The organism is Bombilactobacillus sp. ESL1202, assembly GCF_058107125.1.
The window spans coordinates 74,857-97,961 of record NZ_CM176590.1; the positions used below are offsets into that span (position 1 = coordinate 74,857).

Annotated in this window: 20 protein-coding genes; 2 read left to right on the forward strand and 18 right to left on the reverse strand. The window is 34.3% G+C overall.

The window, feature by feature from the left end; all coding sequences use genetic code 11:
• Nucleotides 1-238: 238 nt before the first annotated feature.
• The 3 genes from AC3B7A_RS00330 to AC3B7A_RS00340 form a co-directional block, all read right to left on the reverse strand.
• A complete protein-coding gene (locus tag AC3B7A_RS00330; RefSeq protein ID WP_489755788.1) occupies nucleotides 239-376 on the reverse strand; it encodes a hypothetical protein in 138 nt (45 codons plus the stop codon).
• Between the two features lie 110 nt (nucleotides 377-486).
• Nucleotides 487-1,707 (reverse strand): ABC transporter permease, encoded by a 1,221-nt coding sequence (locus AC3B7A_RS00335; protein WP_489755789.1) that lies wholly within the window; start codon nucleotides 1,705-1,707, stop codon nucleotides 487-489.
• 1 nt (nucleotide 1,708) lies between these two features.
• Nucleotides 1,709-2,512: an ABC transporter ATP-binding protein gene (locus AC3B7A_RS00340; RefSeq protein ID WP_489756502.1), complete on the reverse strand. Its 804-nt coding sequence runs from the start codon at nucleotides 2,510-2,512 to the stop codon at nucleotides 1,709-1,711.
• Between the two features lie 243 nt (nucleotides 2,513-2,755).
• Between AC3B7A_RS00340 and AC3B7A_RS00345 the strand changes: the two genes are divergently transcribed.
• Nucleotides 2,756-4,087: an N-acetylmuramoyl-L-alanine amidase family protein gene (locus AC3B7A_RS00345; RefSeq protein ID WP_489755790.1), complete on the forward strand. Its 1,332-nt coding sequence runs from the start codon at nucleotides 2,756-2,758 to the stop codon at nucleotides 4,085-4,087.
• Between the two features lie 163 nt (nucleotides 4,088-4,250).
• Here the strand turns inward: AC3B7A_RS00345 and AC3B7A_RS00350 are convergent, their stop codons facing one another.
• The 9 genes from AC3B7A_RS00350 to parE all read right to left on the reverse strand — a co-directional run bounded on the left by AC3B7A_RS00350 (nucleotide 4,251) and on the right by parE (nucleotide 15,734).
• On the reverse strand, nucleotides 4,251-4,913 hold the full coding sequence (locus AC3B7A_RS00350) for an endonuclease III domain-containing protein (protein WP_489755791.1): 663 nt from the start codon (nucleotides 4,911-4,913) through the stop codon (nucleotides 4,251-4,253).
• On the reverse strand, nucleotides 4,913-5,545 hold the full coding sequence (locus AC3B7A_RS00355; RefSeq protein WP_489755792.1) for a DnaD domain-containing protein: 633 nt from the start codon (nucleotides 5,543-5,545) through the stop codon (nucleotides 4,913-4,915). The genes AC3B7A_RS00350 and AC3B7A_RS00355 overlap by 1 nt, the downstream gene beginning before the upstream one ends.
• Nucleotides 5,546-5,839: 294 nt before the next feature.
• Entirely contained in the window at nucleotides 5,840-6,496 is a 657-nt protein-coding gene (locus tag AC3B7A_RS00360; RefSeq protein WP_489755793.1) for an NAD(P)-dependent oxidoreductase, read from the reverse strand.
• Between the two features lie 66 nt (nucleotides 6,497-6,562).
• Nucleotides 6,563-7,486: an ROK family protein gene (locus AC3B7A_RS00365; protein ID WP_489755794.1), complete on the reverse strand. Its 924-nt coding sequence runs from the start codon at nucleotides 7,484-7,486 to the stop codon at nucleotides 6,563-6,565.
• A gap of 27 nt (nucleotides 7,487-7,513) precedes the next feature.
• On the reverse strand, nucleotides 7,514-8,743 hold the full coding sequence (locus tag AC3B7A_RS00370; protein ID WP_489755795.1) for an ArgE/DapE family deacylase: 1,230 nt from the start codon (nucleotides 8,741-8,743) through the stop codon (nucleotides 7,514-7,516).
• Nucleotides 8,744-9,146: 403 nt separating this feature from the next.
• Nucleotides 9,147-10,076, reverse strand: coding sequence for a manganese-dependent inorganic pyrophosphatase (locus AC3B7A_RS00375; protein WP_489755796.1), 930 nt, complete (start codon nucleotides 10,074-10,076; stop codon nucleotides 9,147-9,149).
• Nucleotides 10,077-10,271: 195 nt separating this feature from the next.
• A complete protein-coding gene (locus AC3B7A_RS00380; RefSeq protein WP_489755797.1) occupies nucleotides 10,272-11,255 on the reverse strand; it encodes a LysR family transcriptional regulator in 984 nt (327 codons plus the stop codon).
• Between the two features lie 13 nt (nucleotides 11,256-11,268).
• Nucleotides 11,269-13,731, reverse strand: a complete 2,463-nt coding sequence (gene parC / locus AC3B7A_RS00385; RefSeq protein WP_489756503.1) for a DNA topoisomerase IV subunit A — start codon at nucleotides 13,729-13,731, stop codon at nucleotides 11,269-11,271.
• Between the two features lie 14 nt (nucleotides 13,732-13,745).
• Nucleotides 13,746-15,734 carry a DNA topoisomerase IV subunit B gene (parE, locus tag AC3B7A_RS00390; RefSeq protein WP_489755798.1) on the reverse strand — a complete coding sequence of 663 codons (1,989 nt, stop codon included), beginning with the start codon at nucleotides 15,732-15,734 and terminating at the stop codon, nucleotides 13,746-13,748.
• Nucleotides 15,735-15,842: 108 nt separating this feature from the next.
• Here parE and plsY point away from each other — a divergent pair, with 108 nt between their 5' ends.
• A complete protein-coding gene (gene plsY / locus AC3B7A_RS00395) occupies nucleotides 15,843-16,475 on the forward strand; it encodes a glycerol-3-phosphate 1-O-acyltransferase PlsY (RefSeq protein ID WP_489755799.1) in 633 nt (210 codons plus the stop codon).
• A gap of 293 nt (nucleotides 16,476-16,768) precedes the next feature.
• Here the strand turns inward: plsY and AC3B7A_RS00400 are convergent, their stop codons facing one another.
• The 6 genes from AC3B7A_RS00400 to AC3B7A_RS00425 form a co-directional block, all read right to left on the reverse strand.
• Entirely contained in the window at nucleotides 16,769-17,596 is an 828-nt protein-coding gene (locus AC3B7A_RS00400) for a histidine phosphatase family protein (protein ID WP_489755800.1), read from the reverse strand.
• A 444-nt stretch (nucleotides 17,597-18,040) separates the two neighbouring features.
• Nucleotides 18,041-18,730, reverse strand: coding sequence for a methionine ABC transporter permease (locus tag AC3B7A_RS00405; RefSeq protein WP_489755801.1), 690 nt, complete (start codon nucleotides 18,728-18,730; stop codon nucleotides 18,041-18,043).
• Nucleotides 18,714-19,772, reverse strand: a complete 1,059-nt coding sequence (locus AC3B7A_RS00410; protein ID WP_489756504.1) for a methionine ABC transporter ATP-binding protein — start codon at nucleotides 19,770-19,772, stop codon at nucleotides 18,714-18,716. The genes AC3B7A_RS00405 and AC3B7A_RS00410 overlap by 17 nt, the downstream gene beginning before the upstream one ends.
• A gap of 25 nt (nucleotides 19,773-19,797) precedes the next feature.
• A complete protein-coding gene (locus AC3B7A_RS00415) occupies nucleotides 19,798-21,126 on the reverse strand; it encodes a M20/M25/M40 family metallo-hydrolase (protein WP_489755802.1) in 1,329 nt (442 codons plus the stop codon).
• 21 nt (nucleotides 21,127-21,147) lie between these two features.
• A complete protein-coding gene (locus AC3B7A_RS00420) occupies nucleotides 21,148-21,975 on the reverse strand; it encodes a MetQ/NlpA family ABC transporter substrate-binding protein (protein ID WP_489756505.1) in 828 nt (275 codons plus the stop codon).
• A gap of 433 nt (nucleotides 21,976-22,408) precedes the next feature.
• The gene (locus tag AC3B7A_RS00425; RefSeq protein WP_489755803.1) at nucleotides 22,409-23,044 is read right to left on the reverse strand and encodes a TetR/AcrR family transcriptional regulator; all 636 of its coding nucleotides are present in this window, start codon (nucleotides 23,042-23,044) and stop codon (nucleotides 22,409-22,411) included.
• Between the last annotated feature and the right edge of the window lie 61 nt (nucleotides 23,045-23,105).

Genomic DNA, 23,105 nt, shown 5'->3' on the forward strand with positions numbered 1-23,105 from the left:
ACTCGTTTGCTATCCAAAATAACACAAAAATTTATTCAATATTGCAGCCAAAAGACAACCGTTTGTAAGAGGTTTATACAAAAGTCCATTAGAAGTTGAGCATGAACTGATAATCTTTTTTGAAACGTAGTTAAACGCCTACTTCGGACTTTTGGAACATCGTCAAGAAAAAATTTTTGTATCCAATTATAAGAATTTTCCTTTTGTCACATCTTGCTATAACAATGTTACCGTTTCACTAAAAAACACCCTTGCTAAAAAACAAGGGTGCAATTAATTGCACGGTACCACCTTTAATTACTGCTACAGTTAACGCCTGCCAAACGAATTGGTTTATTATGATTGTCACCGATACTTTAGTGAATATTCTCAGCATTATATTCTCTCTGTTAGTTTAAAGCATCCTAGATTGTTACACTCTCCTCTATTAAGTTACCATCATCAAAAGGAAAGTCAAGTCTAAATTACTTTAAAGGGTAATTCTAGTCAATTTTTTATGTTGCTCAGCAACTTTCGCCAAATCGATTGCCTATCAGCTTGTAACATCAATTTCTGATAAGATTTTCCCAGATATATTGCCAACAAAACAATACTAATTATCAAAATTAACAGTGAACTTATCTTGCCATACCAACTAACACTACCATTAACCAAGCGCAAGGGCATAAAAAAGGACGAAAAGCCTGGAATATAAGACAAAATAATGACTAGTCCACTGTCGGCTTGGTTGGTAAAAATTGTAAAAACGATAAAAATGATCATTAACAAAACAGTGACCGGTTTCGTTGCCTTGGAAGCATCTTCGGTGCGCTTGACTAAAGCACCACAATAAGCCGCAAAAATAATGAATAAAATAATACCCAATAAAATATATATCAAATTAATGCCTAATAAATTAGGCAAAAGCTGATCCAGTAAACTCGCATTTTGCTTCATAAATCCAGCCGTAAGCCTTGAGCGCTTGGCAAACTGTAATCCCAGAAAACCAACACTCAAGTAAATTACCACTTGCAGCAAAATAACTCCTAAAATACCGATAATTTTGCCAACAAAATATTTCCTAGCTGAAACGCTTGATAGTAATACTTCAATAACTTTACTGCCCTTTTCTGAAGCAATTTCTTGTGCCGTAATGCTAGAATAGGTCAAAATAACCATATATAATACGAGCGTTAATAGCGTCAGCGAGATAAAGCGAATAGTTTCTTGATTATTATTTTTATTTTGAACCAGTTCTTTAATTTTGGGTTTTTGATTTAAGCTGATGATTTGTTGCTGATTCAAGTGAGCTTTCTGCAAATTAATTTGACTTTGTAATTGCTCTAAATAAAGTTGAAGGCGCGTTTTTAAGTGGGACGCTAATTTTTGATGACCATAATAAATCCCCTGGACATGATTCTGTCTAATTTTTATTTGAATGTAGCCGGAAATTTTATTGCTTTTTAACTTAGCTTGAGCTGCAGAAGTGTTTTTGACACTACTATTAATATCTTTTTTAGAATTAGTTTTGACAAATTGCTCGCCAAGACTAGTTGGCTGACTGACCACTGCAATTTGATTAGCATTATCCATACTTTGTTCACTCGCATAACCCGCCCCAAATGAAAATGCCAAAACCACAAACGGTCCCAAAACCAAAAATAAAAACGACCATGATTTAACCTGCTTATAAAAAGTATGCCAAGTAACAATACCTAATTTACGCATCTTATTGACCTGCTTTCATTTTAAAAATTTCAGCTAAGGTTGGTGGTTGCTGACTAAATTCTTCAATATAATTTCCTTGGGTCAAAGCCGCAAAGACTTCAGGACCATAATTTTCATTAGCGATTCGTAGTAAATAACGATTTTCTTCTTGTTTTTCCACCGTTAAAACGTACGGAAGTTGACTTAATTCTGCTATTGATTTGGAAGTTCTGACAAAAATCTCAGTCTTACCAAAAGAATCCCGAACCGTTTTTAATTCTCCATTCAAGACAACTTGACCATTATTTAACATCAACAAATTATCACAAATTTCTTCAACGTTAGTCATATCATGACTGGAAAAAATAATTGCTGCCCCGGCATTTTTAGCCGTTAAGATCGCCTGTTTCAATAAACTAGCATTAACTGGATCCAGCCCACTAAATGGTTCATCTAAAATAATCAATTGTGGATGATGAATTAATGTACAGATTAATTGTATTTTTTGCTGATTACCTTTGGATAAATTTTTTATTTTTGATTTCTTAGTACCTTTAACTGCGAATCGTTCCAACCAAGTAGTAATTTGGCTACGTGCAGCTTGTTTAGACATCCCCTTTAATTGAGCAAAATAAGTAATTTGTTCTTCAATTGTTAATTTAGGCATTAAACTACGTTCTTCAGGTAAATAACCAATTTTATTGAAATTTTGTTTGGTAATTTGCTTTTGCTGCCAGGTTATTTGCCCTGTATAAGTAATAAAATTTAAAATACTATGAAAAGTAGTCGTTTTACCTGCTCCATTTTGCCCAATGAGTCCCAAAATTTGCTTAGGTTGTACAGTAAAAGAAACCTGTTGTAAAGCAGTATTTGCACCAAATTTTTTTGCTCAAGTTAACCACTTCTAGCATGAAAATTTCCTCCAATTATTCTTTTTAATTAATAGTCAATGTTATTCTTGTTTATTTAGATTGATTTACTGTGCAATTTAAGCCAAGCATAAATACCATAGCTATTTGCTTTTTAATATTATAATATAGTATTAAGAAAGATTACAGGACGTCATTTTATGTTTAAACAATTAAAACAAATATTATTGAAAAATAATCATCATCTTATAAGTATTTCAATTATAACTGTTCTTTTAGGAATTGCTAGTTATTCAACCTTAACATTGGCAGAGTCAAATCAAATTATTGTGCGGGCAAATTTTTTAAATGTGCGCCTGGGACCCAGTTTATCTTATGACACTATTACGCAAGTTAAACGAGGAGAACATCTAACTATTCTTAGTGAAAAAAATGATTGGTATCAAGTCCGAATTGCAAGTGATAAAATTGGTTGGGTTGCTAGTTGGCTAATTACAAATGATGATGCTAACACTTCTAGTAATACCTTTGGTGTGATTAAAGCTCCGAATACGAATGTTCAAAAATATCCTGATAAAACAGCACCTGTTTTAGGAACTTTAAATCAGTCCGAAAAAGTTAACATTGTTTATTCCCAAAATAATTGGAGTCAAATTTTATTTGACAAAACTGTCGGTTGGATTCCTAACTCTGAATTAATTATTACTGATAAAGTTCCCGAAAAAATCCAACAGAATCAGCCAATTAATGGCAATGCTAAAGTTGTTAATATCAAATCAGTAACCACTTTACAAAATAATACTAGGATTTATCAAAGTGCCAATAGTAACAGTAAAGTCATTGCTCATATCACAGATCAAACCACCTTGCCTTATCTAGGTCGTAGCGGAAAATTTTATAAAATTCGGTTAAACTCTGGTGATGAGGGGTACATTGCTAGTGGCTTAGTTTCTATTTCTGATACTCAGCATGCTATCAAAACAGCGGCCACCAAATTACCAGAAGCCACTATTGTGTTAGATCCTGGTCATGGCGGTGCTGATCCTGGGGCTTTATCTTCTAATCAGAAGCATTATGAAAAAACTTATACTTTAAAAACAGCACAAATTCTTCAAGCAAAATTAGAACAAGCAGGTGCAAATGTAATTTTAACCAGACATTCTGATACTGGTGTCTCTTTAGCCGATCGTGCACGAACGGCTAATAAATTAAGCGCTGATGTTTTTATTAGTTTACATTTTGACGCTACTAACGACAATCATGCTAGTGGCATAACAACCTATTACTATTCCTCTAAAAAAGATCAAAGACTAGCTAAAAGTATTAATCAGCAACTAAAAGAGGTTCCACTTCCTAATCGTGGTATTAGATTTGGCAATTATGAAGTTTTACGTGAAAACGAACAACCAGCGATCTTAATTGAGGGTGGATATATCAATAATAAAAAAGATTATCATAAAATTAGTAGCAAATCTTATCAAGATAACTTGGCAAATTCCATCTATCAAGGATTAGTTCAATACTTTAAATAAGCCAATTGATAAAAAGGCTGGGACAAAAGGCATTTGATTCGTGATAGAAGACGAACCTTGATCTTATTGTCCCAACCTTTTTTATTTGTTTATAAAAATTTTATAATTTATCTTTCAGCTTCTATCTAATTCATAATCAAATTATATAATTTTAAAACCAGCATTAGGTTTTATTTTGGATAAAATCAGTTTGAGTTACCCAACAATCACAAAGTTTAACCACCGGTAAGTTCTTAATTTGATTTTCATTATGAAAATTATATTCACGCCCAAAATCAATCAAAGCATGATGCGCCTTGGTCCAATACTTAGTATCAAGTGCCTGCGTAACTCGTTGCTCTATTTGGTGAACACTAGCCGTCGGATCAACGAAATGAAGTCTTTTGGTTATTTTACTAACATGGGTATCAACAGCAAAAGCCGGAACCCCAAAACGATCACTCAAAACAACATTCGCTGTCTTGACACCTACTCCAGCTAATGTAATCAAATCAGTTTTCTTATTTGGAACCTGTCCAGAAAAATTCTGTCTTAGCTGCTGAGCACACCGTACTAAATTACGCGCTTTATTATGGTATAGTCCTAATGTTTTAATCAATGGTTCTACCTCGGATACAGAAGCTTTAGCCAAATGAGTAGCATCAGGAAATTTTTGAAACAACTGTGGTGTGACCTGATTGACAGCTTTATCGGTTGTTTGAGCACTTAATATCACAGCAAATAAGTATTGAAAATCACTCGCAGCTTTCAAGCTCGGTGTTGCTTTAGGATATTGTCGAATGATCATTAATACTGCCATTTTAATTTGTTCATCGGTAAGCAACATTAATAATCCTCCAAATTTTCTTTTTTCCGTTGTAACTGTGCAGCCGTTTTAATATTATGTTTTTCCCAATTTAATAAAATTCGATCCATATATTTCAGCGAATAAACTTGGTTTAATACTGATTCTTTCAAAGCTAATTGAATCAATTGATAATCATAATGATCTTTTACTAACCATTCTTGAATAGTTTGTTGTTCAATTGGTGATAGCGGGCGTCCAAATTCAACTTCGATTTGTTGAAATAATTTTCTAACCTGCTGATCACCATCAACAATCGGCTTTTGTTTTATTGAATTATCAGTTACTTCTAAATTTAATAACCGCTCATAAGTCGGCGTTAAATCATAGACATCTTGATGGGGAGCATTCGATTTATTTTTCGAAATAATTTTAATTAATTTCTTATCAATTAAATTTTGAATAATTTGATAGATTAAATTATCATCCAGCCCCGTATTGGCTACCAAATCATTTGTAGGAGGAAATTGGATTCCTTGTTCCTGATACATTCTTAAATTAGTCCAAATTAAAAATTCATCTCCCGTCATTTTTAGTTTACTAATATTAGCCAATAATACGTTATTAATGGTTGTATTACCTGCATTCAACAAATCACGTGCTAAAGAGGCCATAAATTCGCTTCCCACTTCAATATTTGATCACTTTTTAATTACTAAGAGGATAGAATGAATTAAGGTTCGTATCATTTGATAAAGTATACGAGCTTTAATCTTATTATCCTGAACTCAACTATTAAACCCAACTTAACTACTCAATCTATCTTACCATGTTTTAAACTTAAGTGACTGAGTTAAATTTCTTGTAAAAAAACCAAAAAAGACTAAAACACTTCAACAATTAATATAATACGAATATTAATTGTTGTGATGTTCTAGTCTCTAACTGAACGAAAATTCAAATAATACTTATTGATTGATCACTGTAAAGCGCTGATTTTGATGCGTTGGCTTTTCAATTTCATCTAAAACAGTAACTGCCATAGTGCCCGAATTAGTTTGCGAAATATGTTGTTGATTAAACAACAACCGATCTTTTCCAATTTGTGTAGCTGTTGCAGGTCCCGCAACAAAACTATCACCAGGAGAAATTCCCACCCAAAAAACATTTTTTACAGTTTTTAAAAATTCTAATTCTGCTAATTGATTCTCCGGCACAGAAATAAATGATTGCTTTGCTGGATCTTGTTGCATATCACGTACCAGTAAATGATTATCTGATCCTGTCAAAAGACTGCCAGCACCCAAAATAAACACTAATCGAGGCTGATTTGTTTCACGTAATTTAGCAACTAAATGCGTTGCTAAATCAACATGTAAATATGCTTTATTAGGTGCCGTAGCAAAGGCATCTATGACTACTGCAAACTTTTCTAAGTCGTTTTGGGTTAAATCAAAAGCATCTTGTGCTCGAATTTTTAAACGGTCACTGCCTAAATCTTCAGCTAATTTGTTCAACTTAGACTGAGTACGACTAATAGCCGTCACTTCATGACCTCTCATTAAAGCCTCACGAACAATGGCTGAGCCAGCCATTCCGGTAGCACCAATCACTGCAATTTTCAAATTTTGTCCTCCTAATGACATTAGTTAACTTATACATCTAATACCATCTTAGTCAAAATCACAAATTTAATGCTCATTTTGTTGCTGTACTAATAATAAGTGATACAGTGCCCCGTATAAATTAGCATCATTTCTCAGCTTACTAGTTATAATCTCAGGCATGACTAACGTCTGTTCAATAATTGGTAATTTTTTTCTTAATTGAAGTAATTTTTGTTCAATCATCTTAGTTACGATTGGCTGGTCTGAAATACCGCCACCAATCACAAAACGTTGTACGTCTACAACCGCTTGAACATTTTGCAATAGTAAAGCAATATTTTGACAATACTCTTCAAAAATTGGTAGTACATGCGAATCTTGATCATTAATAGCCGTGAAAACTGTTTTGCCATCAGTTAAATTAGTTAACCCCAGCTCCTGGGCAATTGTCTTAATCATTAAAACCGCGGAACAATTTTTGCCACTCAGACTATCCAACTTAGCTGTCTTGTCTTGCAACATAAAGCTAATTTCGCCAGCTTGATAATGCTGACCATATAATAATTGATGATTTAAAACTAAGCCACTACCAACACCCGAGCCTAAGACGATAGCGGCACCATTGGCAATTCCTTGTAAATTTCCTAACCACATCTCAGCCAAGGCAGCTGCTTTTCCATCATTTTCAACAGTTAATAAAACATCAGCCATCGGAACTTTAAGTAACTGCTGTAAAGACTGTTGATCTAAAAATCCGAGTAAACCACCACCACTAATTTTTTCTGATGGATGTTCTACTTTACCAGGTACACTAAAGGCAATACCTTGATATTGACCAGCTAGTTGGTCAATAATTGTTTGTACTTGTTGAACAAAGTCAGTTAGACTCGTTGTCACAGTAGGAACCGTCTGCTTAATAGTCAATTTAGTCGATTTACCATCGGCTTTAATTAAGCCGTATTTTAGATGTGTTCCTCCCACATCAATACTTAAATATTGTTTTGTCATTACCAGCCATCCAAAAAAACTTTAATCTTATTTATTAAAAAATTCTGTAAATAATTTTCGATAAATTTCAATAAATTGTAAATACATTGTTTGAGAAACATACTCATTATCTTGATGCGGATTATCATTTCCTGGACCAAACATTACATAATTAGCACCAGTGGGCTGATCATATAATAATTTAGATGCATCAGTACCACCAGCAACTCCGACAGTCACAATTTGGTCATCCGAAAATTTCACATTCATTAATTTACTACTTTGCTTTTTCTGCTCTAAGTCAGCAGCACTCATCGCATTTTGATAATATTCTTGTTCATAAGGTACGGCAATTTCTTGAATTAATTTAATAATTTTTGCATCTTCTTTACCAACAATTGGAATAATATCCATGTTGACAACCATTGAAATTTGACCAGTTGTATCATGATTGTATTGATCAATCACTGCCTGAATAGCATCTAAAATAGTTTGATTAGTTAATTCTGGAATTGTTCGAATATTAATAACTGCTTCTGCAAAGCCAGGAATTGCATTATCCTGACTACCTCCATGAATAACATCAATGTTAAACACAGTATCACCTAAAACTGAATTATGAGCAGAAGTCATTAATTTAGCGACTTTTTCCTTAACATTATTTAAAACACTAATCAAATGTTCAACAGCGTTATTGCCAAATTGTGGCATCGAACTATGAGCTGCTTTTCCTACAGATTTTAAATGAATATCTAATTCACCTTTACTAGCATAAGGGGCCATATAACCAGAAGGTTCACCAACCAATAAAGTGTCAACGTCCTGCATATATCCCTTCTCAAACAAAACTTGTGCCCCTTGTTGTCCAACCTCTTCACCAGCAGTAGCTAACAAACGAATGGTTCCATTAATTGGCGTTTTATTTTGCTTCAACTCAATTAATGCAATCACCAAAGCAGCCAATCCAGCTTTCATATCAGTCGTTCCTCGGCCATATAACTTATCACCCTTAGTAGTTAATTTAAAAGGATCGGTTTCCCAATTATCTAATTCAACATCAACTACATCCATATGACCAGTAACTGCTAAAACAGGTTGACCTGAACCAATTTCTGCAACTAAATTAGCTCGCTCTCCTTCAACCGGTACTAATTGACTATCAATTCCAGCATCAGTTAATAAAGACTGTAAGTATTGAGCTACTTGCTTTTCATTATTATTTACTGATTTAAAACTAATTAATTTATCCAAAATAGCGATTTTTTGATCCTGATTCATAAGAATTACCTTCTCTCAATCATTTTGTCAATTATAACAAAGTTAATTGTCGTGTGATACATAATTATTCAATCTTTTATTCATTGTCATAGATAACAAAACTTTTAACGGCAGTTATTAGTTTACATTAAATTTATAAAAACAAGCCTCCTAAAATCGGATTACGGGTTCCAAATTTTTCTAACAAAAAAAGAAGTTGGGACAATAAGATTAAGGTTCGTATTTTATCGTAAATTAAACGAACATTAATTCATTATTGCGTTCCAAAAGTCAACAATTTGTACCTAACAGAATTAAATTTTTACAGTCCAGTTCGGACTTTGAAATTTAATTCTGTTAGTGCTCAACCGTTAAACGACTTTTATCCCAACCTCTTTATTTAAGGTTCTTGCTTAATTAAAGATTAAAATTGTTTTTGTAGTGGTGGAACAATCTGTTTTTTACGTGAAACAACACCGGGTAAATGCATTTTTCCCTGATTTAATTGTTGATTAAACGCTGCTTCTACCTTTGGTATCAAAGTAGCGTCTCCATTGACAATCATCGTCGTATCACTATTCAAAACATTGGTTATAGCTAATAAAAATAAAGCATAACCATTTTCTTTGCGACTTTGAGCCATCGCCGCATCAAATTCTTCTTGGCGAGCAACAGCTTCATCCATATCAACAACGTTTACTTGGGCTATTCTAATTTGTTGACCACCCATTTCAAAACTTTTAGCATCAGCATCAATTAAATCCACAGCCGTTTTATCAGCAATATTAGCCCCAGCCTTTAACATCTTTAAACCATATGTTTTGTAATCTTCATGAGCAATGTTGGCCAAATCTTCAATCGCTTGATGATCTACCTCTGTTGTCGTCGGTGAATTTAGCAATAATGTATCAGAAATAATTGCAGACATCATTAATCCAGCAATCTGAGCAGGAATTTCTACACCAGCTTCATGATACATTTCCCACAAAATAGTATTAGTTGATCCCAGAGGTTCGCCCCGATAATACAAGGGACCTGCAGTTTCAAAATTAGCAATCCGATGGTGATCTACAACATGGGTTACGGTTAATTGATCAATATCACTAACACTTTGTTGAGCCTCATTATGGTCAACTAACATAACGCTATCCACTTCAGGTTTAGCTTGATGAATAACTTTCGGTGCTGATTGTTTAAAATATTCTAAAACAAATTTCGTCTCATCATTAGGTTCACCCAGTGCAACAGGTTGCGTATCTAAACCTAACTTATTTTGTAAATATGAATATGCAATGGCCGCTGCAATTGCATCAGTATCTGGATTTTGATGTCCAAAAATAAACTCTTTTGCCACAATAATCCCCTCCAAACGGATTTATTTAGCTTTATTATAATACAAGGGTTAGACTGAAACAAAAATCATTTAACAATTACATTTGACTTTTGGAAAACCACAATTAATTAATATTCGCATCATCTATCTAAAATACGAACATTAAACTTATTGTCTCAACTATTATTTTTAACCGACAACTTGTATTAAGCTCAATTACTTACTATTTCTTTGAGCAACAGCTTTTAATCGATCACTGTAAGAGATATCCTCCACGTAACTATCCCAAGCCTTTAAAAAAGTTTCAATCCGCGGAATACTGGATTTTTCCTTTCGATAAATAAAATCAAGCTCAAAATCAATGGCCGGTTCAATATAATTTTTCTGCATTGTAATATGTTCTTCATTGGCAATAACATAGCTCTCTGGAAAAGCCGCATAGACTCCCTTTTCCTGTGCAAAACGTAAAATTTGATCAGGCGCTGAAAAACGAGCAATACAGTGCGGTTGATCAACTAATTGATTCTTAAATTGCTCCCGTAATAATTCTGTCAAATAATAATTGCTTGGATAACTAACCCACGATTTTACAGTCGTTTCACTTAATTGTAAAACACGTTGGTCCTTCCACTGAGGATTATCATTTAAAAGAATTAAATTTTCACCAACAATTTTTTTAGTGCTATAAGGACGCCAATTCTTGATTGACACATCTGGCAAATACATAATTGCCAAATCAATTTGATTATTCTCTAAACTATCCCACAATTCGCGGCGCGTTAATAACAAAGTTTCTAACACAACATCTGGTTGCAAGTCATTATAGCGAATAATAAAATCTTCAATTACACTATCTTCAATTGTTGATAATAAACCGATCTTAATAGATCCTGTCGAAGACAACGTTGATTTTTGAATCTTGTCAATTGCCGTAATCATTGTTCCATAAACTTCCTGAACTGACTTTAATAAAATTCTTCCTGCATCAGTTAAATGGATTTGTTTACCAACTGAATAGAATAAAGGCGTACCAATGCTACGCTCAATTTTTTTAATTTGCTGAGTTAAAGCAGGCTGCGTAATTCCCAAAGAACGAGCAGTCTTAGTGTAATTTAAATTATCAGCTAACTTAGCAAAATAGCCCAATGATTTAGAAGTAAAAACTCTCGTAAAATCATCATTATTGTTGCTAACAGTCATAAATCTACCTCACTTATTTTTCATCATCCACTGGTGATTGAGTAATTTTTTTGGTTTTTATTATTGGTCCATCTTTTTCAACGTCAATTACAAAGGAGCCATTTGAATAACGATCTACCTTAGTAAAATCCGTTAATTTAAGCTGATTCCAATAATGATTTTTCGTTTCAACTTCTAATATATCATTTTTAGCAAATAAAGAAACAAATTTTATGAAATGAGGACATTTTTTTAATTTCCGCAAAACTAATATTCCTCTATGGTCACGACTAGATAACGGAATTTCTGTCAATTTCATTTTTTTAAAGGCACCGCGCTGTGTTAAGATACCAACGTTTAACTGGTCCGCACTGTCTGAAGAATAAATTTCACAATTAACAACTAATTCTCCTGGCTTTAATTTTAATAATTTAACCCCCATTGCCTTAGCTTTGACTACCGGTACTTCTCGTAAATTAAAGCGTAATGCATAAGCAGTATTTGACCAACATACCACGTCTAAATTATCTTTAGAATGATTAGTATAACCGACATTCACTAAATGCGCCACCGAATGTAATTTCATGGCTACTAATGGCTTAGTGCGATAAGTCCTTCCAGGTAATAAATCCTGAAAATTAACTTGCTTAATATAACCATCATCGGTGGTCAAAATAAAATTACCTTGCTGCTTTAAATCTTTAAATATGAAAGCTCTTAATACTGTTTCATCTGAATGAAGAGTAAAAGTTTGTGATAAATGTTGACCGGTTTCCTTCCAACGGACATCATCTAACTCATGTACTGGTCGATAAATTAAATGACCATAATTAGTAAATAAAAAGATATGGTCCAAGGTAGATGCTTCTTGATCTAAGATTATTAAATCATCCCGTTGTAAACCATTTTCAGTAGCTTTAGAGGCCTGATAAGAACGTAAGCTGCTTCGCTTAAGATAACCCTGTTCACTAACCAAAACTCTAACCGTTTCATTGCCAACCATCACGCTACGATCAATTTTTAATTCTTGAACTTGAGCTTGAATTTGGGTTAAACGTGGTGTAGCAAATTCTGATTTAATTAATTGTAATTCTTTTTTAATAACTGTCAATAAAACTTGTGGCTGATCAATGATCCTTTGAAACTGCCCAATTTTTTTCTGTAAACCTGCTTGTTCTTTCTGTAATGATGAAACATCTGTATTAGTTAAACGATATAACTGCAAAGCAACAATCGCACCAGCTTGTTTTTCACTAAAATTGTATTCAGACATTAGATTCTGTTGAGCATCATGTTTATTTTTGCTTGCTCGAATTGTTGTAATAACTTGATCTAAAATGGACAACGCCTTAATTAAACCATCAACGATATGCAGACGTTGTTGAGCTTTTTTTAAATCAAAATGTGTTCGTCGTAGAACAACTTCCTTTTGATGTTCAACGTAAGCCCGTAAAATAGGGAGTAGTCCCATTTGTTGCGGACGCATTTGAGAAATCGCCACCATATTAAAGTTGTAAGAAACCTGCAAATCCGTATTTTTATATAAATAATTCAACACACCCAGAGCATCGACATCACGTTTTAATTCAATGACAATTGATAATCCATGACGATCCGACTCATCACGAACTTCAGCAATTCCTTCTATTTTCTTAAACACTCGAATCTCATCAATCTTTTTCACTAATTGTGCTTTATTGACTTCATAAGGGATTTCGGTAATCACAATTTGACTCCGATGACCACGTAATTCAGTAATTTTCGTTTTAGAACGAAGTACCACACGTCCACGTCCAGTTTCATACGCTTGCTTAATACCGGCAACTCCTTGTAAGATGCCTCCCGTGGGAAAATCTGGTCCTTGAACGTATTGCATTGCTTGGTCTAATGTTAATTCAGGATTATCAATTAAAGCAATCGTTGCATCAATAACTTCACCCAAATTATGTGGCGGAATCTCCGTTGCATACCCTGCTGAAATACCAGTTGCCCCATTAACTAGTAAATTAGGAAACCGTGCTGGTAAAACTGTAGGTTCTTCTTGAGTATCATCAAAATTTAAAACCATATCTACAGTGTCTTTATCAATATCCTGCAACATCGTCTGGGCAATTTTACTAAGACGAGCTTCAGTATAACGCATAGCTGCCGGCGGATCACCGTCCATTGAACCATTATTTCCGTGCATTTCAATTAAGGTCGCCCGCAATTTCCAATTTTGACTGAGACGCACTAAAGCTTCATAAATTGAACTGTCACCATGAGGGTGAAAATTTCCCATAACATTACCAACAGACTTGGCCGATTTTTTAAAAGCCTTATCGTAAGTATTGCCATCAATATTCATTGCATATAAAATCCGTCGCTGTACTGGCTTTAATCCATCGCGTACATCAGGCAAAGCCCGTTCTTGAATAATATATTTGGAATAACGTCCAAAACGGTCACCCATAATTTCTTCCAAGGATAATTCTTGAATTCGGGAATCTGTACTCAAATTATTCACTCACCTTATTTATTACTTAATTGCTTTTTTAAATCAGTCGTTGCTAAATTAGACTGTGAAGCATTATCAATCAAACTGCCATCATCTTCTAAATTAAATTTAACGTTTTCTTCAATCCATTGACGTCGTGGGGCAACTTTATCACCCATCAAAGTTGTTACCCGTCGTTCTGCTAAAGCCGCATCATCGATGCGCACTCGTACCAAAGTTCGACTGGCTGGATCCATCGTCGTTTCCCATAATTGATCAGCATTCATTTCCCCTAGACCTTTAAACCGTTGCAAACTATAACCGGCACCAATTTGCTGAATATCTGTGCGTAGTTCATCTTCAGTCCAAGCATATTCAATCTTAGTTTTAGCGCCACGTCCCTTTTGTAGTTTATATAATGGTGGTAACGCAATATAAACACGGCCAGCTTCAATTAATGGTCGCATATAGCGATAAAAGAAAGTCAGTAATAAAATTTGAATGTGTGCACCATCCGTATCAGCATCAGTCATAATAATCACCTTATCGTAGTTACTATCAGACAAATTAAATTCTGGACCCACACCAGCCCCAATTGTATAAATCATTGTATTGATTTCTTCATTTTTAAAAATATCGTCTAATTTAGCCTTTTGCGTATTTAAAACTTTGCCTCGTAAAGGTAAAATGGCTTGAAATTTACGGTCACGTCCCTGTTTGGCTGAACCACCAGCAGAGTCTCCCTCAACCAAATACAACTCATTTTTTTGTGGATTACGCGATTGTGCTGGTGTAAGCTTTCCTGAAAGCAACCCCTGATCTTTTTTCTTCCGCTTACCACGACTATTTTCACGAGCCTTACGTGCAGCCTCACGCGCTTGGCGAGCTTTTAGCGCTTTTTTTACAAGCATCTGGCTAAAATCACCATTTTCCATTAAATAATACGTCATTTGCTCATAAATCAAATTATCAACTGCACCACGAGCTTCAGGTGTTCCTAATTTTCCCTTGGTTTGACCTTCAAATTGTAACAAATTTTCGGGAATTCTAACCGATAAAACTGCACTTAATCCCTCACGAACATCAGAACCTTCTAAATTTTTATCATTGTCTTTAAGCAAACCAACTTTACGTGCGTACTCATTAAAAGCTTTCGTTAACCCGGACTTCATTCCTGCTTCATGGCTACCACCATCGCTAGTGCGAACATTATTAACGAACGAAAGAATATTTTCGGAATAGCCATCATTATATTGACCAGCAAATTCGATCTCAATTTTATTTTTAGTACCCTCAAAATAAAAGATGTTTTTAATGGCATCTTTACCCTCGTTTAAATACTTCACGAAAGATTGAATACCATCCGCAAAACAATATTCTTCAAGGCGTTGGGGCGTTACACGTTTATCAGTTAAGGTGATTTTGACACCCTTCAGTAAAAAGGCTGATTCCCTTAAACGCTCCGCCAACGTCTCAAAATTAAATTTCGTTGTCTGAAAAATAGTTGCGTCAGGTTTAAAAGTAATCGTAGTCCCACTTAATTGTTGAACGCGTCCTACTCTTTTTAAAGTTCCCACTGGTTGACCACCAGTCTTAAAAGTTTCTTCGTAAGCAACGTGGTCACGAACAACCTTAACTTTTAGCCATTCAGATAAGGCGTTAACCACTGAAGAACCAACGCCATGCAAACCACCAGAGGTTTTATAACTATTATCAGAAAATTTTCCACCAGCATGTAAAACAGTTAAAATTACTTCAATCGTTGGAATACCTGATTCATGCATACCAGTTGGCATCCCTCGCCCTTGATCAGCAACAGTTACAGAACCATCTTGATTTAACGTAACACCTATTTTTTTACCAAAACCAGCTAAGGCCTCATCAACTGAATTATCAACAATTTCATATACTAAGTGATGTAATCCTCGCGCATCAGTCGAGCCGATATACATGCCCGGCCTTTTGCGAACTGCTTGTAAACCGTGTAAAATTTGAATTGACGAATCGTCATAATTATTTGTCATAGAATCCCACTTTCAAAAAATAACAGAATATTTTATTGTTTTGTATTAAAATAGACTTCTGATTAAATTCAGAAAATCTGATTAATTTTTATAACGGAGGTTTTATCGTTGTTATTAAAGGCTATAACCTGCTTTATTTTAGCATATTTAATTGGCTCTTTTCCCTCAGCCTATGTGTTAGGAAAATTATTTTTTCACCAAGATATTCGCAAAAGTGGTAGTGGCAATATCGGAACTACTAATACTTTTCGAGTCTTTGGTGTTTTACCAGGAATTACCGTCTTAGCTTTAGACATTTTTAAGGGCACATTAGGAGCTAGTTTACCGGTTTTTTTTAGTATTCCTGGAAAGCAATGGATGATTGTCGTCGGCTTAGCTGCTGTTTTAGGCCATTGCTACTCAATTTTCATGCACTTTACCGGTGGTAAGGCAGTTGCTACCGCTTCTGGAATTTTGTTAGCTTATAACCCACCGCTATTTGGGGTCGCTTTTAGTTTATTTGCCGTAATTGTCTTACTCAGTAGTACGGTGAGCTTGGCTAGCCTGATTTCCCTACCCGTTTTAACTATTTTAATTTGGCGAACTCACGATCCATACTTCTTATTTGCGGCAATTGTCGTAACGATCGTTGTTTATCTTCGTCATTGGTCAAATATCAAGCGAATGATTCATCATAATGAAAATTTAGTTCATGTTGGTTTAGTTTATTCTTTGCAAAAACGCCGACATAAAAATCCCTAAAAACAAAGAGCAGCAAGATATATTTTAACTAAATCTACTCTGATTTCAATCTTTTTTTATCGCGAACACAAGTTCGCACAAAAATCATTATAGCATAATTAAGAAAACAAATTAGTGTCAAATAAAATTCTGAAATTGTTTTTAATATTGCTAAACAATCTTGGAATGAAAAATCATTTTAACATAAAAAGCATTGCCATCTTAAGCTAGTGTGCCTCCAAGAACCAAACGATTGGCTGTACACACTTCTTCTTGATTTCAATGCTTTTTTTATTTTTAAACTCAATTTAATTTTAGCGTGCTACTTTTTTCCCCTGATTGTAATAACCAATGTCCCCAATCTTTCCTTTTAACTCAAACTTTTTATTTTGATAAATAACTTTTGTTACTGAGTCATTATCTAATGCTTTACCTTGGTATTCTGGAATTTTTTCAGCAGCCAAAAATTGATTAATGGACATTCCTGAACTAACAATTAAAACATTTTTATGACCAAATTTTTGATTTTTCTGAGCAATCTTGAAAATTGCATTTTGCATCCGCTTTTGAACTTGTTGTGAGCTTTCAGCCCGATCTTGCGGTTTAAGATCGGTTTTTAAAACATTTTGCTGATCTAAATGATAATAGCCATCTTGCATCTTAGTCATCGCATTTTTGCCGGTTTTTTTCAAAAAAGTTTGCACATCAGGATAACCGTAATACTTGGCAATTTTAGGAACACTTTCGGCCATATCCGGTCGTCCTTCAAAACTACCATAGTTATCTTCTCGCAAATCGGGATTAATTCTTAATTTAATTTTAGAATTTTTAGAACTCTGCAAAACTCCCTGCGCTGTTTCTTCCTGACGCGTTAAATTTCCTGAATAAGCTGCTTGGAAGTTAACTTTTTTTAAACCAATTCCTAAATATTTAGCACCTTGCTTGCCATTCTTCGTTAACGGAAAATCTGACCAACCTTGTGCTAAATGCATTACATTAGCAGTTGTTTCACCATGACGTACTAAATAAATGGTAACTGGTTTTTCGCTAGCACGAACGTTTATCGGTGTTTGATGAAAACTAACCAATCCTAAAATTACTAACAAAGTAAAATTCCAAAAACCCAGATAATGTTGCTTCACCTTTATTGCCCCCCTGTAATTCATAGTTTATTTAACTTTAAGAGCTTAACATCTTAATGAATGCGCTGTCAATTTTTAAAAATAAAAAACCAAAGCTAAGACAATAATTTTATTCTAAAAGTCAACGGTCATTCCTAACAAAATTAACACCATCAATCAAGCTTTTGAGATTTAATCTAATTAAGAGCACCATTAAATAACTTTTATTTAGCTTCAGTTTATGTGAAGGTACGGCACTAAAGTCCCGAATTTATTGGAACAGACTTAACTTGCTAAGCTTTATGTTGAAACTTAGTAGCGGTTGATCCTAATTTAACAAGGCTGTTCCAAACCTATAATTTTATTACTTTTTTAAAACTCTTGGTTTTCAAGTTCCAATGTTAACACATTGAAGTTTAGAAGCAATTCATCGCTTACTTTCAAAAATTTTTATTTGCAAAAAATCTAATGCTTGAGTTTTCGAGTAAAATAATCGCCAATTCCTTGTACGATGAAAACTAAAATTAAAATCAAAATTAATGAAACAAAAGTAACATCATTTTGAAAGCGTTGATAGCCAACAGCAATGGCCATATTGCCTAAACCACCACCGCCAATGGCGCCAGCCATCGCTGTTAATCCAATCAGGCTAATCATTGTTAGCGTAGCACTACGTACCAATTCAGGTAGCCCTTCTTTTAAATAAACACGATAAATAATTTGCCAAGAAGAACTGCCCATTGCCTGAGCAGCTTCAATTACTCCTGAATCAACGTCAACTAACGCTAGTTGAACTTGACGTGCAAAAAAAGGAGACGTTCCAACAATTAATGGAACTAACGCCCCAGTTGGCCCGATGGTTTGACCAACGATCAATTTAGTAAAGGGACCAATCACCGCTAATAAAACTACAAAGGGAATAGAGCGAAATAAATTAACTATTTTATCTAAACAATAATAAAATTTTGGATGCGGTAAAATACCGTTATCGGCAATGACTACCAAAGCTAAGCCTAAAACTAAGCCCAAAATTCCAGAAAATATCGCACTAATAAAAGTCATGTACAAAGTTTGATAAATAGCGACTACAAAACCGTTATCTCCCGACCAATTAGCAACTACATTGGGTAAGAACGTATTAATCAAATGTTGCATCGCCTTTAACCTCCTTCGCCAAATTAAGTGGTTTAACTGTTACCTGTAATTCATTCAAGTAAGCTAATGCCTGCTTAATATCATGCTGACTACCATCCAAATCTAATAGCATGATCCCCACCGTTGTACCTTGTAACTGCTCAATATTACTAAACAAAATGTTAGCTTCAACACCAAATTTTTTATACAAATCTACGACAATTGGATCATTAGTTATGTCACCAAAGTAATCCAATTCAATTAAATTATTAGTTTGCGCTTTAACTAAGTGTCGCTGCTTAATTTCTTGTAGAACAGGTCCCAATTGGGTCGCAGAATCTACAAATTTTTTCGTTAAAACTTGTCGTGGTTGACCAAAAATTTGTAAAACGCTCCCCTGTTCAATTAAACGTCCTTGATCCATTACTGCTACATGATCACAAATTTGTTTAATAGCTTCCATCTCGTGTGTAATAACTACGATGGTTAAATTAAGTTTTTGATTTAGGTCTTTTAATAATGTTAAAATCTCAGCCGTTGTTTCCGGATCCAACGCACTGGTTGCTTCATCAGATATTAAAATTTGCGGATCATTAGCTAATGCTCTAGCAATTGCCACACGTTGTTTTTGTCCACCTGAAAGTTGGGAAGGATAAGCATCAGCTTTATCTGCTAAACCTACTAAATCTAATAATTGATTAACTTTTTGTCGTCGTTTAGACGCTGGAACTTTCGTATTAATTAAAGGAAATTCCACATTACCAAAGACGCTACGTGAAGCCATTAAATTAAAATGTTGAAAAATCATTCCAATTTTTTGTCGTGCTAAACGCAATTGTTTCGAGCTATAAGTTAATAAATTTTGATTATTGACAAAAACTTCCCCACTTGTAGGACGTTGTAATAAGTTAATAACCCGGACTAAAGTACTTTTACCAGCTCCTGAATAACCAATAATACCAAAAACATCCCCGCGATTAATTGTTAGAGAAACATCTTGAACGGCTTTAATTGCTTGTTCTTGATCATAAAAAGTTACGGAAATATTGTTTAATTTAATAATTGCTGTTTCATCTACCATATTAATCCTACAACTCACTTAAAAATTGTTTAAAAAATTCAATAAACTGTAAATAATCGGTAATTCGAATATTTTCATTGGGGGCATGGGGACCAGACTGACTATAACCAACACCACAAGAAACAATTGGTGCCTTAGTATATTTATTCAATAAATACATAGGACCAGTACCTGCACTCGAAGGCAAAGCCACTACTTGCTTTTGACCATAAACTTTCTTAGCCGTTGTAATTAGCCGTTGTACTAATGGATTTTGTAAATCCCAGCGATAACCACGTTCGCCTAAGAGATATGTTACTTTAATATCGCTAAAACCCTGATCATGCAGATAAGTTTGTAACTGTTGAAAAATTATTTGCGGATCTTGATTTGGTACGAGGCGAAATTCTAACTTAGCTTGTGCTTGGCGCGGAGTCACTGTTTTGACACCAGTACCTTCCCAACCACTACTAATTCCTTCGATATTGATTGTTGGAGCAAAGGTCAAGTTATAATTAACACTAGAATTTTTCAATAAAGGTAAACGCAAATCCCATTTTTTAATTAAATTAGGGGTCGGTGCCTGTGCAACTAATTGTTGTTCAATTTGACTCGGAGGTACTACCTGATCGTAAAATCCGGGTACTTTAATAGTGCCATCTGTGGCTCGTAAGGCCGTCAAAGCTTGAATCAAGCGCCAAGTTGCACTATCAGCTACTGCTGCTAAAGACGAATGCAAATCACTAGCAGCGGAAGTGGCTGTCAATTCAAAACATAAAACCCCCTTATTACCACCTTCAATACTGAATTGTTCATGATCATTCTTACTACCAGATTCCCAGATAACTAAATCAGCTGCTAATAAATCATGATATTTGGTCAAATACTTTGCTAGATGTTCACTGGCCACCTCTTCTTCACCTTCAATTAAAAACTTCACGTTACATGGCCAGTCACCATATTCTTGATGATAAAGTTTTAAAGCAGTGATCCGACTAATCAAATCACCTTTGCAATCAGCCACTCCCCGTCCAAAAAGCTGCTGCTCAGTAATTTTAAGTGTAAAAGGCTGTGATTGCCATAAATCCAATGGTTCTTCTGGCTGCACATCATAATGATTGTAAATCAATAAAGTTGTCGCACTGGGCTGCTGTGGTTTAATTTGAGCGAAGACCAGTGGTGCTGAATAATCAGTTAAAACCTGGACTTGAGCAGACAATTGCTGCTCTAATAAATCTTTTAAAAAAGTTGCCGTTTGCCTCTGAGACTGATGTTTTGCTGAAACTGAAGGCAAAGCAATATAAGCAGATAATTGCTGTAAAGATTCTTGAATTATTTCATCTTGTAATTGCAACATAGTTAAAGCTCCTCTCAATTATTAAAACTTCACTTTCCAAGCCGCTACAGCATTGGAACCATAAATTTTATGAACTTCTTTTAAAACATCATCACTTTGATAAGCTTTAACTACTTTTTTATAAGTTGCGTTATGCTGATCCTTTTGATTTGCTACAATCACATTAATCCATGGTTTGGATTGTTGTGATACTTTTTCCCGATAGATTAATTTTTTTTGACTTAATTTAGCGGCACTCGCCACATTGCCATTAACTACGGCAATTTGCACATCACCCAATGAATGTGCTGTTTGAGCAGCATCTAAAACTTGAAATTTCAAATGCCGCGGATTAGCAATAATATTTTTAGTTGATGGCAACTGCGATTTCTTAGTTTGTAATTTAATCAATCCTGCTGCTGCCAATAATTGTAAAGCTCGCGCTTCATTAGAACTGTCATTCGGAATTGCTACTTTAGCGCCATTAGTTAATTGACTTAATTTTGTTAATTTATTGGAGTAAATTGCCATTGGTTGAATCATTGTTTTGCCAATCGCCACTAAATTAGTGTGATGAGCTTTATTCCAATTTTTTAAGAAATATTGATGTTGAAAAGCATTAATATTTAGCTCATTTTGTGACAATGCAGTATTGGGTTGGTTGTAATCTGAAAATTCAACAATTTTTAAATTAATATTATCTTTTTTAACTTTCTTTTGAACAATTTTCCAAATTGGTGTATCAGCATTATTAATCCCTACTTTAACCGTTTTTTCCTGCGATTGTTGTCCACATCCCGTCACTATTAAAAGTAACGTGGCAATACTAGTTACTAAAAAAGTTTTAATTAATTTACTCCGTTTTTTCATCATTTTCACCTCAGTAATTTATTTTTTGAATAATAAAAACAAAAAAGTCGCTTCTATCTAAATTCCATGTGGAATTTAGATAGAAGCGACCTCGGCCACGGTACCATTCTATTTTGAGTATCGAAATACCCCTCAACAACATACAATCAAACCTATATGCGTGTACAATAAAGAGTACCAACCATTGCCACCTTATCAATTGACTCAGCGCACCAATCACAGGTCATTTTCATCAGCAATCCAGCTTCCATCTCAACTACCGGAAGTTTCTGTACAAGATTAAACCAACTACTTCCCCTGATCAACTTGTTTTTAATATTCGTTAGGTGAAATCATATAATTATTTTTATTAAATGTCAACTAAAGAATTAAAAAACATTAATTGTGATTACAATTAATAACCATCAAAAATTAGAAAAAGTTCAATAAAAAGCTACTTCCAACCATTCAAAATAGCTTTGATTCCCATCAAAAATTGATCATCAGCTGTAAATTGATTCTGATTTTTCTGCAACGGCTGCATAAATTTTTTTAAAGCTATCGAATTTGTCTGAAAATTTGCTAGTGCATCAACGTCAAGATTTGTATTTTCCTTGCCAACAGCTTCATCCCACACAAAACCAATTGTATAAAAGGTTAGTGAATTAATTAAAAAAATTGTCGTTGACTTAATATCTAAACCTAGTTTGACAAAATTAGTTAATATTTGCTCGACCAATGCAAACTCTTTAGCAGTCACAATGGGTCTAGTCGAAATTAATGGTAAAACATGTGGATGTTTCATTAATACTTGACGTAAATGTAACATTAAATTAATCAATTGCTTTTGCCAGGTTAAGCCCTCGTCCAATTTAACAGTCAAAACATCTTGCCAAATTTGTTCAACTAAATTGTCAAATAAAACTTTTTGATTTGGAAAATAACGATAGACAGCCATAGCTGATACGCCTAGCTCCATCCCTAGTTTACGCATTGTAAATTTTTTCAAACTATTTTGATCAATTAAATCTAGTGCTACTTGTAAAATATATGCTTTACTCAATGTTTCCTTGGTTGGTCTTTCAGCCACTTTAATTAGTTCCCTTCTTACAGTCACTTGAACTCAATTAAAGCAAATATACCGCAAATAA